Source organism: Chitinophaga rhizosphaerae (assembly GCF_003958645.1).
GTDB classification, from domain to species: domain Bacteria; phylum Bacteroidota; class Bacteroidia; order Chitinophagales; family Chitinophagaceae; genus Chitinophaga; species Chitinophaga rhizosphaerae.
Genome location: NZ_RXLO01000009.1, coordinates 98,959 through 111,816 on the forward strand (window position 1 = coordinate 98,959; position 12,858 = coordinate 111,816).

Consider the following 12,858-nt stretch of genomic DNA (forward strand, 5'->3'; position numbering starts at 1 on the left):
ACGTAAATTCAAGTAAATGTACTTCTTACACATCCGTTACGGGGGCAAATAAATAATTAATCGCTTAACACGATGAAAACATAATGTTAATATAAACAGATAATTCTTTTTTAAATATTATTTTTACCTCTTTGACACAAAAGCCCCGAGCGGGTTATACCTCCAATTTTCGGGTAAACCTATGATCAACCGACGCCAACTGAAAAACCATATTGCGGCCGTATGCTGCTGCCTGACCATTCTCTGTTCGTTCACGGCCCGTGCACAACAAGCCTCGTTTTCCGCCGACGTTACCGCCGGCTGCGCACCGCTGACCGTTTCCTTCACCAATACTTCCGACGCCGGCGCCACCTGGGACTGGGATTTCCAGCTGGGCGCGCATTCCACCAACCAGCACGCTTCCAAGGTATTTACCGCGCCCGGAACCTATCACGTCCGGTTAACGGCCACGTACCCCGGCGGCACCCGCACGGCCACGCAAACCATCACGGTGTACCAGAACCCCGTGCCCAGGTTCTCCGCCACGCCACTGTCGGGCTGCACGCCCATGGCCGTCCGGTTCACCGACGCTTCCGCTCCCGGATCGGGCACCATCCGCTCCATCACCTGGGATTTCGGCGACGGCAACTCCGCTTCCGGGGCCGATGTTTCCCATACCTTCAACGTCAACGGCGCCTTCTCCATCTCCACCATCGTGGAAAACAGCTTCGGCTGCAAGGAAGGCCTCACCTTGCCCCAATATATCCGCGTGGGCAGCACACCGCAGATCGATTTCGTGTCTGACGTGCAGACTTCCTGCACCACGCCCCTCACCGTCAACTTCCGCAGCAGCGGGCCCGGCGGGCTGACCTATGCCTGGGATTTCGGGGACCCGGCCTCCGGCACCGCCAACACTTCCGCCGCGCAACACCCCTCGCACACCTACGCCAACGAAGGCAGCTACACCGTCACGCTGCGGGCCCGCACGCCCGAAGGTTGCGAGAACACCGTTTCCAAAACGGCGTTCGTAGTGATCCAGCGCACGCGGACAGACTTCGTGGTAGACGGCACCGCCTGTATCGGCGCGCCCACCCGCTTCCGGAACACCACCTCGCCGAATCCCACCCTTTCCAGCTGGACTTTCCCGGACGGGAGCACATCTTCCGGCAGGGACGCCTCTTTTAGTTTTACGGCGCCCGGAACGTACAGCATTACGCTGACGTCTGGCAGGCCGGGCTGCCTCGAAACCGTCACCAAAGCGGTTACCGTACATCCAAGGCCCGCGGCGGGTTTCACGGCAACGCCCAGGACCAGTTGCGCCGCACCGTTCGATGTGCAGTTTACCTCCACCTCTACCGGGGCATCTACCTACCAATGGACATTCGGCGACGGCACCACCGGCACCGGCCCTTCCCCGCTACATACCTACAATAACTTCGGCCAGTTCGACGTAACGCTCGACGTTTCCAATGCAGCTGGCTGTACCGACCGGCTTTCCTTGAACGATTTCATCATCGCCGAGCGGCCGCAGGCGGTGATCGACGTGCCGGACCCCGAGGGCTGTATCCCCCACACTGCCGCATTCAGCGCCCGGTTGCTGACGGCCGGCGTCATTACCGGCTACCAGTGGGATTTCGGGGACCCGGCTTCCGGCGCCGCCAACACCTCTACCTCGCCCAACCCATCGCACACCTATAATAACGAAGGCGCCTATACGGTACGCCTGGTGCTCATGGTGAACGGGACCTGCCGGGTAGATCTGCAAACCACCGCCCGGGCTGGCCGCATCCCGGTCGTGGCGTTCGACGCGGCCCCGAAAGCGCCCTGCCAAAGGGACCCGGTGAGCTTCACCAACCTTTCCCAGCCCCGCGGCACCGAATGGGAATGGGTATTGCCGGAAGACGGCGGGATGATCCTGCGCACCGAAAACCCCGTGTACCGGTTCCGCAACCTCGGCCTGCACGATGTAACCCTCACCGTTAACAACTTCGGTTGCCGCCGCACGCTCACCAAGCCCGATTTCATCCGCATCCTCCCGCCCATCGCCAATTTCGGGATGAGCAACCCCTGCTCCGATAAAATGCGCGTAACGTTCACCGACCTCTCCGACTTCGGCCCCATTCCCGGAACGCCGCGGTTCTGGAGATGGGAATTCGGCGACGGAAACACATCCACCGATCAATCGCCCACACATGTTTACGCTACGCCCGGCACGTACAGCGTCCGGCTGGTCGTAACCGACGGGAATTGCGAATCGGAAATGACGCAGGTGGCAGACATTATCGACGAGCGGCCCGTCATCAGCGCTGCTCCGGCAGTCTGCGCCGCCAATCCGCTCGTGTTCTCTCGCAGCAATGTGGACGAAAACAATATCGTTCGCTGGGAATGGAACTGGGGAGACGGGACTTATGCGCCGGTTGGCGGCAACAATATCGCCAAGGTTTTCTCGCAACCTGGGCGCTATAACGTAGTGCTGACCGTGACCGACCGCAATAACTGCGTGACTTCGTCTAACGTGCTCGACATCCAGGTGAATGGTTCCACTGCGGATTTTGCGGTGACGGGCCGGCGTTGCGAGGGAGACGAGCAAACGTTCAACGATGCGTCCACTTCCTTCCACGGCCATGCGATCGAAAGCTGGACCTGGAATTTCGGGGACGGGACGGCGGATGAAACCGTGACAGCCAAACCCACCAATTACAAACACGCTTTCGCATCCAGCGGCACTTTCAACGTGGTGCTCCAGGTGAAAGACCAGGCCGGCTGCCTCACTTCGATTTCGCGGCCGGTAACCGTGCGCGACGTGGAAGCTGGGTTCCAGGCGCCGGCACAGGTTGCCTGCAAGAATACCGGGTTCCAGTTCAGCAATACCTCAACCGGCACCAATCTCACATATGCTTGGGATTTCGGGGATAACTCCTCCTCTACCGACCGCCATCCGCTGAAAACGTTTACCACCGCCGGTATTTACACCGTAAAACTGACGGTAACGGACGATGAAGGATGTACATCCACCGAAACCAAAAACCAGTTCATCACCGTCCCTGATCCGCAGGCGAAATTCACCGTTCCGGGACAGGTGGCGCAGTGCCCGCCGGCCCTCGTTTCGCCCGATAACCAAAGTACCGGTTACGCTCGCGCCGTATGGGAATTCGGGGACAACAGCCGCTCCAACCTCGACGAGCCCGATCACGTGTATAATCTTCCCGGCAACTATACCATTACCCTGAACGTGTATTCCGCCGGCGATTGCGTGAGCACTACCACGCAGGATATCTTCATCGAAGGCCCCATCGGCACCAAGACCATCACTCATAAAATCGGTTGCGCACCGCATACCACCTCCTTCAGCGCCAGTTCGCCAAACACCGCCAAATACACCTGGGACATGGACAACGGCACCGTGACCACCACCAATACCAATACTTTCTCCTACGAATACACGCAGCCCGGCGTTTACTATCCCCGTGTGGTGCTGGAAGACGCGAAAGGATGCAAAGTGCCCGCACAGGGCCTGCCCGACAGCATCGTGGTAGACAGGGCCACGGCCGGCTTCACCATGAGCACGCTCGCGGCCTGCGACCAGGCCGATGTGCTGTTCACCAATGCTTCCACATCCCTGTCTGCCGAACGCCATGGCGATGCCATGCAATACCGCTGGGATTTCGGGGTGGATGCAAGAACGGACGACGTGAGCACCGACGAACACCCGCGTTTCGCCTACACCGGCGCGGCCGACTACCGCGTTAAACTTTTGGCCATTACCCGGTATGGTTGCGAGGATTCCGCTTTCCTGACATTGAAGATCGACCCGAAACCCGAAGCCGCCATTGCGCCGGCAGGCCCCGTTTGCGTGAATGAGCCTGTGCAGTTCTCCGGCTCCGAGAACCGCGGGCTGCCCGCCACCAGCTGGACGTGGACGGTAGACGGCCAACCCGGCAACAGCCCTTCCCTGCCCCCGCGCCTCGTTTACCAGCAGGCCGGCTTGCACGACGTCAGCCTCGTGATCCGTAATTCCGAAGGCACCTGTCCAGACACGGCGGAATTCAGGCTGGTGGTGAACCCGCTGCCTTCGCTCGCGGTAACGCCCCGCCAGGCGCTCGTTTGCGAAGGCCAATCCCTGCAAGTCATCAGCAACGGCGGGCCTGCGCAATACAACTGGACGCCTTACAATATTTCCAGCGCCACAGCCGAGAACCCCGTGATCAGTCCGGTGCTGGACACCCTTTACCGCGTGTCCGCCGTCAACCAGTACGGCTGCCGCGCGGTCGATTCCCTTCGCGTCCGCGTATCGCATCCTTTCACGGTCAATGCCTCCAACGCCGAGATCTGCGAAGGCAAACAAACCCGCCTCCGCGCCACCGGGGCCGTCCGCTACCGCTGGATCCCCGCAGACGGATTGAGCGACGCCGGCCTCCAGGACCCCGTGGCCACACCGCAAGCCACCACGCAATACCGGGTGGTGGGGTATGGCAACGACGCCTGTTTTACCGATACCGCCCGCGTGACCGTAACCGTGCACCAACCGCCTGTGATCACCGTTCCGCAGACCCTGAACGTTCCCAGCGGCACCGTGATGCCCGCGCCGGTGACCGGCAGCCCGGATATCATCACCTGGGCCTGGTATCCCGAGAAATGGCTCAGCTGCTACGACTGTCCGCAGCCGGAAATGCAGACGCAGGGGCTTGTCACCTACCAGATCACCGCCACCAACGTGTACGGCTGCCAGTCGACCGTTCTGCTGCCCGTAAAACTGTTCTGTTCCGGAAGTACTGCGTTCATTCCCAATACTTTCACGCCGAACGGCGACGGCCAGAACGATATTTTCTATGTGCGCGGCCGCGGCGTGAGGGCCATTAAATCGTTCCGGGTGTTCAACCGCTGGGGGCAACTCGTGTTCGAACGGGCGAATTGCCAGTCGGACGATCCGGGATGCGGATGGGACGGGCGTTTCGCCGGACAAGCCCTTCCTCCGGACGTATTCGTTTACTATGCGGAAATCGTGTGCGACAGCGGGGAGCCCATGACCCTCAAAGGAAATGTGACTTTACTGAGATAGGGGAATTGGAAAAAATATAATAAATTTGTATAATCCATAAACCTATACTTTCCCATATCCTGTGAAAAAATGAAAGCACCTGAGAAGAAAAACCTGATCCGATTGTTGTGGGCGTTGCTGGCTTTGCCGGCGGGCGCCTCGGCCCAGCAGGCCGGGTTTACCTATACGGTGGCGCCGGTGTCGCAATGCGCGCCGGCCACGGTGACGCTGAAAAATACCAGCACGGGAGGCGCGGCGTCGTACCTCTGGGATTTCGGCGACGGGAGAAGTTCCACGGAAACCGATCCCAAGGTGACTTACAACACACCGGGCCCCGTTTCCATCAAGCTCACGGCATATTATACCGCGGCCACGGCCACATCTACCGCCAATTTCACGATATATCCCGTGCCCGTGGCGGCATTCAAGGTGGATAAACAAAAAGCCTGCGGCACTTATACCGCCACTTTCACCGACGAAACGCCCGGCGCAACCGTCCGCACCTGGGATTTCGGGGATGGATCGGCGCCCGTGACCTCGAGCGCGCCCACCGTTCAGCATACCTTCAGCAAGATCGATACATTCGATGTCTCCTTAACGGTGACCAATTCCACCGGCTGTACGCAGACTTTGCGGAAAAACGATTTCATCATGGTTTCCGCGCCCGTCATCACCATGAATTCCGCCCCGCAGGAAGGCTGCCTCCCGTTCACCGCCGTGTTCGACGCTTCGGTGCAGGCACCCGCCGGCGACCCCGCAGTCTCCTACAGCTGGGGGTTCGGCGACAATACCACGGCCAGTTCCACCACGCCCGTCATCACCCATCAATACACGGCCGCCGGCGATTTCAACGTGACGCTGACCGTTACCACTCAGCAGGGTTGCGCCGTGATGCAGACTTTCCCGAAACAAGTAAAAACCGGCAGCAAACCATCAAATGTGAGCTTCACCGTTTCCCGGCCAGACGATTGTGCCGGCACCATGGCGCGGTTGCTCGCCACTGCGGTGGATGCGTCGCGGTACCGGTGGGATTTCGGGGACGGATCCACCTACGAAGGCCCGGAAAACGATATCAACCATGCGTTTCGTGCAGCCGGCAACGTGACGGTCAGGATGAGCGCCGGAAACAACGGCTGCTATACCGATGCCGCACCGGTTACGGTAACGAATACCGGTCCTGTAGCGGATTTCAGGTTTTCGAGGGATTGCGGGAGCGGGGGGATGACGTACACGTTCATGAACACGTCCACCGCCACGGCCAGCGACACCTATGAATGGAATTTCGACGACAATTCCCCGTCCGTCAACACCATCCATCCCACCCACACTTTTTCCCAACCCGGCACCTACAACGTCCGCCTCATTGTGCGGAATGCGGCCCAGACCTGCATGAGCACCATTTACCATACCATCCAGGTGTTTGCAGCGGATTACCACACCGGCGTAGGTTCCATTTGCCGCAACAGCCAGGTGCATTACGGCGTGGTGCAGGTGCCCCATGCACTGGTGCGCCACTACGACTGGCGGTTCGGAGACGGCGAGCGGATCGTAACTACGGATGTGGATATACGCAGACTGGTCAACACCAAAGGCGTTTTCTCCGACACCCTCATCATCTTCTACAACGATGCCGCGCTTTGCCCGGACACGATCATCAAAAAAGACCATCTCACCGTTATGGCGCCCGAAGCGCGCTTCGCAACCGGCGCTTCCGCCTGTGCGGGGCAACCGGTGCAGTTCGTCCAGCAATCCGTCCCCACACCCAACATCCCCCTGATCGCCTGGAAATGGGAATTCGGGAATGTGGCCATGTCCGACAAATCGACGCCCGACAAGCCCACCTTCAATTCCAGCGGTAATTTCCCCGTGAAACTGGTGATCACCGACGCGCGGAACTGTATGGATTCCATCACGTTCAACGTGGCCGTCCATCCCACGCCTTTCCTCAACGTTCAGGCATCTGCCGTCAAAATCTGCGAGGGCGGCACTTCCAACCTCCAGGCCATTTCCAACGGCAACGTTACCTGGGAACCGGCTTGGCAGCTGAATTGCAGCAATTGTCCCACCCCGGTGGCCTCCCCTACCGAAGACACATCCTACATCGCAACGGCCATCAATACGTTCGGCTGTACCGTGAAAGACACCCTTTCCCTGCGCGTAGTTCCGAAAATATTGCTCACCGTGAGCCCCGATACCGCGATCTGCGCCGGCAGCAGCGCCCGCCTCAGGGCGAGCGGCGCCGCTTATTATGACTGGGCTCCGACGGTAACCGAAGGCGGCAACACGGCGATGCCCCTCATTACGCCTACTGTTACCACCACTTATACCGTAACCGCAGGCAACGGTCCCGCATGCCCCACCGAAACGCGGCCCGTGAAGGTGACGGTGAAACCCACGCCCACCGTGAACGCCGGGCCAGACCAGGTGCTCGTGGCCGGCAATACCGTAGTGCTCGAAGCCTCGTATAGCGCCGATGTGGTGCGCGGCGAATGGAAGCCCAATACCTGGATCGATTGCGCAACCTGTCCGCAAACCGTGGCTACGCCGCGTTCCGGCATCGATTACGCGTATGAAGTGACCAATAACGAAGGTTGCAAGAAGTCGGACGTGATGAATGTCAGGCTGATCTGCGACCAGGGCAACGTGTTCCTCCCCAGCGGGTTTTCCCCGAACAACGACGGGATGAACGACGATTTCTTTCCCCGCGGCAAAGGCGTGCGGAGCGTCAATTCTTTCCGGATTTACAGCAGGAGCGGCCAGGAAGTGTTCAGCAGGAGCAATTTCCAGATGAACGATCCAGCTGCGGGCTGGAAAGGCTTGCAGAATGGGAAACTCCTGGCGCCCGATGTCTACATCTGGCTGCTGGACGCGGTTTGCGATACCGGCGATCGATTCACCTTACAAGGAAATGTAACCTTATTACGATAATCACATGAAAACGCTGAAAAGCATGAAGAAATACTGGTTAAGCGGAATGCTCGCGTGCATCGGGCTGCCGCTGTGCGCGCAAGACATCCACCTGTCTCAGTTCATGGAAACGCCTATCCTCCGCAATCCCGCGCTGATCGGGCTTTTCAAGGGCGATGTGCGGTTCCAGGGCGTATACCGGAACCAGTGGAACAGCGTCACGATACCGTATCAGACCGGCACGCTCAGCGGGGAGATGAAGTTCCCGGTGGGGCAGTATAACGACCACGTTACGGCCGGGATACAGGCTTCGTTCGACCGGGCGGGCTCGTCCAACCTGCAATCCGTCCAGTTCCTGCCGGCGCTCAATTACCATAAATCCCTCAGCGAAGACAAGAGCAGCTTTTTATCGGTGGGCTTCATGGGCGGGTATGTGCAGCGGCAGTTCAACCCTGCGCATCTCACGTTCAACAATCAATATACCGGCGGGCGCTTCGACCCCGCGGCGCCAACCGGCGAGGAAGGCCGCCTGAGCAAGATCGGATACGGATACTGGGACGCGGGTGTGGGGATGAGTTACAACGGCGTGCTGGGCGAGGCTACCAACTGGTTCGTGGGTGCGGCGTATTACCATTTCAACAAACCGAAAGTGTCTTTTTACGACGACGATAAAGTGACGCTCGACCCCAAGCTGAGCTTCAACCTGGGCTTTACGGTGCCGGTGTCTGAAAGGGTGCGGGTGATCGCGCATTACAACCAGGTGCACCAGGGGGCGTATTCCGAGTTCATCGGCGGTGCGTTCGTGGGGTACGGGTTGATGGACGACGGGCTGGAATCGGACCGGGGGATGTACGGCGGGCTGTTTTACCGTTGGAACGACGCCGTTGTGCCCATGTTCCGCCTCGATATGGGGGCCTGGGAGATCGGGGTGAGCTATGATGTGAATGTGAGCCGGCTGCGGACGGCCAGCCAGGCCATGGGAGGGTTCGAAGTGTCGATGGTTTTCAAGAATTTCCTAAATCGATGGAATTCAACGCTTAACAGCGTAACCTGCCCGAGTTTTTAAGTGAGCAACGGACGGCTGTGGAAAAAATTGTTAAAAACGTTAAAATTTCAGAAAAAAGAGCAGGGAAATTGCACAATTTGGCAGACCGTTTGTTATCTTTATATAGCAACCAAACCGCAAAAATTTGGGTAATATTTAAAAAAATTTATATCTTTGGGTTCTATGTACAAAACCGTTACTCTCATCCTATTTACTTTCTTCTGCGCCCTGTCGTTACCGGCATGGTCCCAAAGCAAGTCTACCAATCCCTCAACATTCCCCGAGGGCGAGAATACGAGTAAGGTAGTGAAGGCCTATCCGAATCCCGCTACAACCAAGATTTATTTCGAAATTCAGCGTAATAACGATAAGGTTTACGAGATTATTGTATATAACTTCCTGGGCAAGAAGGTGGATCACCTGAAGAACCTTGCCAACCGCGCGCAACTTCCATTGGACAATTATTACAGCGGTCTTTACATTTTCCAGTTAAGGGAAAAAGACGGGACGCTGGTGGAATCGGGGAAGTTCAACGTCGTCAAATAACCGTTACGAGTAGGAATATTTAAGATATAAAAGGCTGACAGGATGCACAGGCACCGTCGGCCTTTTTTCTTTCTCTTGCATGCCATGAAAAACGGCGCCCCCGGACCGGGAGCGCCGTTTTCGATTATCGTTTTCCCGGACCGGGATTATTGTACTTCCACGATAAGGAACTTCAGGTACGTCGTGTTCTCGATGTTCCAGAGGATGGGATGGTCTTGCGCCTGCGTCTGGAACGTAACCTGGCGGAGGCGTTTGCGCGCGTCTTTCGCCGCCATGTCGATCGTTTCGAGGAACATGGACGGGTCTACCAGGTTGGTGCAGCTCGCCGTTACCAGGAAGCCGCCCGGTTTCAGGAGCTTCATCCCGCGGAGGTTGATCTCCTTATATCCCGTGATCGCTTTCTGGATGTTTTCACGGCTTTTGGTGAAGGCCGGCGGGTCGAGGATCACCACGTCGAACTTGCGCTCTTCGCGGGTCCATTGTTTCAGTTGGTCGAACGCGTTCACCGCCTGGAATTTACAGATATCCTGCAGGCCGTTCAGCTCCGCGTTGCGGCGGGCCGTGTTCACGGCGTGCTCGGAGATATCGAGGCCCAGCACGCTTTTGGCGCCGTAATGCCCCGCATGGCAGGAGAAAGTGCCCGTATAGCAAAACGCTTCGAGCACGTCTGCCCCTTTCACGATGTGCTGGATAGCGCGGCGGTTATCCTGCTGGTCGAGGAAATAACCGGTTTTTTGTCCACCCACGATATCCACATGGAATTTCAGGCCGTTTTCGTTGATGATGATATTGGTGTCGAACGGATCGCTGAGGAAGCCTTTCTTTTGTTCGAGGCCTTCGAGTTCGCGCACGGGCACGTCGTTCCGTTCGTAGATGCCCTTGGGTTGGAAGATTTCGTGGAGGGCGTTCACGATGGCGGGTTTCCAGCGGTCGATGCCGAGGGCCATGGTCTGGAGCACGAAGTAGTCGTTGAACTTGTCGATGATGAGGGCCGGCATATCGTCTGCTTCGCCGAAGATGAGGCGGCAGTTTTCCACATACCCGAGCTTTTTCCGGTATTCCCAGGCTTTGCGGAGGCGGTGGAGGAAGAACCCTTCGTCGATGGTCTCGTTCCGGTCGCGGGTGAGCAGCCGCACGAGGATCTGGGATTGGGGGTTGATGTATCCCCGGCCAACGAAAATACCGTTATGCGTGAACACGTCCACGATATCGCCGGCGTTCACTTCCCCTTCGATCTGGCCCACTTCGTTGCCGAAAACCCAGGGGTGCCCCGTCAATACGCGGTTCGCTATCTTTTTCTTGAGAAATACCTTGGTCATTGTTTATTATTGGAGCGCAAAGGTACAAAATGCAGGGAATCCTTCCCGATCCTGCCAAATTGTCCAGAAACGGGCGCTTGGCAAAGTTATTGTCGAGGGGTAACTTGCAGACAATAAGTACGATTATGACAGAAAAAGATAAAGATATGCAGGCAAATGGGCAGGAACCCCGTGAAATGGACATCAATTCCGATGAAAACCAGGCCGGATCTTCCCACTTGAACGATGCGCTGCCGGAAGAGGACGAGGCCGACAAGCTCCGTTCGGACCTCGACGAACTACGTAAAAAATATCTCCTGCTGAACGCGGATTTCGATAATTTCAGGAAGCGAAACGCCAAAGAACGGATCGAGCTGATCAACACTGCCAACAAAGAAGTGATCGTTGCCCTACTCGATGTGCTCGATGATTCCGAAAGAGCCGCCAAACAGCTGGAAACATCGGGAGAAGCCACCGCAGTGAAAGAAGGTGTGATGCTGGTTTTCAACAAATTCCAGCACATTCTGCAATCCAAGGGCCTTAAACCCATGGAAGCCATGCAAGAGGAATTCAACCCGGACCTCCACGAAGCCGTGACCGAAATCCCTGCCCCTACAGACGATCTGAAAGGCAAGGTGCTCGATGTACTGCAAAAAGGCTATTACCTCAACGACAAAATCATCCGCCATGCCCGCGTGGTAGTCGGAAAATGACGTTGTGACAGCAGTTTTGCCAGTCCCATAGAATTTTCATAGCCTGTTCCACCGGAATGGGCTTTTCAAGTGTATAAACATGTCGACCAAGAGAGATTATTACGAAATATTAGGGGTTGCCAAAACCGCTTCCCAGGATGAAATCAAGAAATCGTACCGCAAGGTGGCGATGCAGTTCCATCCCGACCGGAACCCCGGCAATAAGGAAGCGGAAGAAAAATTCAAGGAGGCGGCGGAAGCATATGAAGTGCTCAGCGACCCCGACAAGCGCGGCCAGTACGACCGCTTCGGCCATGCCGGCATGGGCAACCGCGGCGGCTTCGGCGGCAGCGGCCACATGAACATGGACGATATCTTCTCCAACTTCGGGGATATTTTCGGGGAAGACATCTTCGGCAGCTTCTTCGGCGGCGGCGGCCAGCGTGGCGGCGGCGGCGGACGCAGGCAGCGGGGCACCCGCGGCAGCAACCTCCGTGTGAAGATCAAACTGAACTTCGAAGAGATCGCCAAAGGCACCAATAAAAAGATCAAAGTCAAGAAACACGTCACCTGCAACACCTGCAACGGCCTCGGCGCGAAAGACAAAAACGCTTTCCAGTCGTGCACCACCTGCCACGGCTCCGGCCAGGTACGTAAAGTGACCCAGACCTTCCTCGGCCAGATGCAAACCGTGACCACCTGCCCTACCTGTAACGGGGAAGGACAGATCATCACCAACAAATGCACCAGCTGTAAAGGAGAAGGCCGTCAATATGGAGAAGAAACCGTTTCGATCGACATTCCCGCCGGCGTAATGGAAGGCATGCAGTTGTCCATGAGCGGAAAAGGAAATGCCGGCGAACGCGGCGGCGCTCCGGGCGACCTGCTCATTCTCGTGGAAGAAGAACCGCACCCGGAATTGCAGCGCGACGGCCTCAATGTCGCCTTCGACCTGCACATCTCCTTCCCCGACGCGGCTTTCGGCGTTCAGCTCGAAGTACCGACCATCGACGGCAAGGCCAAGATCAAGGTTCCGCCGGGAACGCAGAGCGGTAAAATTTTCCGGCTCAAAGGCAAAGGGTTCCCTTCCGTCAACAGCTACGAAAAAGGCGATCAGCTCATCCAGGTGAATGTCTGGACGCCGCAGACGCTCACGGCCGACGAAAAGGCCATGCTCGAAAAAATGCAGGAATCCGGCAATTTCAAACCCAATCCCGAAAAATCCGAAAAAGGGTTCTTCGAGAAAGTGAAAGACATCTTCAGCTGATTTTCCAGCATACGATATGGCAGCAGCCGGAACGGACTTCGTTCCGGCTGTCGCTTTTTGGGCCGCCCGCTGGCGCATCCGGGAGG

Annotated in this window: 7 protein-coding genes; 6 read left to right on the plus strand and 1 reads right to left on the minus strand. The window is 57.3% G+C overall.

Annotation, left to right across the window (positions count from 1 at the left end; all coding sequences use genetic code 11):
- Positions 1 to 181: 181 nt before the first annotated feature.
- The 4 genes from EJ361_RS19885 to EJ361_RS19900 all read left to right on the plus strand — a co-directional run bounded on the left by EJ361_RS19885 (position 182) and on the right by EJ361_RS19900 (position 9,515).
- Positions 182 to 5,038, plus strand: a complete 4,857-nt coding sequence (locus tag EJ361_RS19885; protein ID WP_126247532.1) for a PKD domain-containing protein — start codon at positions 182 to 184, stop codon at positions 5,036 to 5,038.
- A gap of 69 nt (positions 5,039 to 5,107) precedes the next feature.
- Complete coding sequence (locus EJ361_RS19890) at positions 5,108 to 7,945, plus strand: PKD domain-containing protein (protein WP_126247534.1); 2,838 nt, start codon at positions 5,108 to 5,110, stop codon at positions 7,943 to 7,945.
- 4 nt (positions 7,946 to 7,949) lie between these two features.
- Complete coding sequence (locus EJ361_RS19895; RefSeq protein WP_126247536.1) at positions 7,950 to 8,990, plus strand: PorP/SprF family type IX secretion system membrane protein; 1,041 nt, start codon at positions 7,950 to 7,952, stop codon at positions 8,988 to 8,990.
- A gap of 162 nt (positions 8,991 to 9,152) precedes the next feature.
- Positions 9,153 to 9,515, plus strand: coding sequence for a T9SS type A sorting domain-containing protein (locus EJ361_RS19900; RefSeq protein WP_126247538.1), 363 nt, complete (start codon positions 9,153 to 9,155; stop codon positions 9,513 to 9,515).
- A 146-nt stretch (positions 9,516 to 9,661) separates the two neighbouring features.
- On the opposite strand, the gene EJ361_RS19905 is transcribed toward EJ361_RS19900, so the two are convergent.
- Complete coding sequence (locus tag EJ361_RS19905; RefSeq protein WP_126247541.1) at positions 9,662 to 10,834, minus strand: class I SAM-dependent rRNA methyltransferase; 1,173 nt, start codon at positions 10,832 to 10,834, stop codon at positions 9,662 to 9,664.
- A 125-nt stretch (positions 10,835 to 10,959) separates the two neighbouring features.
- Here EJ361_RS19905 and EJ361_RS19910 point away from each other — a divergent pair, with 125 nt between their 5' ends.
- Both EJ361_RS19910 and dnaJ read left to right on the plus strand, forming a co-directional pair.
- A complete protein-coding gene (locus tag EJ361_RS19910) occupies positions 10,960 to 11,526 on the plus strand; it encodes a nucleotide exchange factor GrpE (RefSeq protein WP_240646687.1) in 567 nt (188 codons plus the stop codon).
- 79 nt (positions 11,527 to 11,605) lie between these two features.
- A complete protein-coding gene (gene dnaJ / locus EJ361_RS19915; RefSeq protein ID WP_126247543.1) occupies positions 11,606 to 12,772 on the plus strand; it encodes a molecular chaperone DnaJ in 1,167 nt (388 codons plus the stop codon).
- The last annotated feature ends 86 nt before the right edge of the window (positions 12,773 to 12,858 follow it).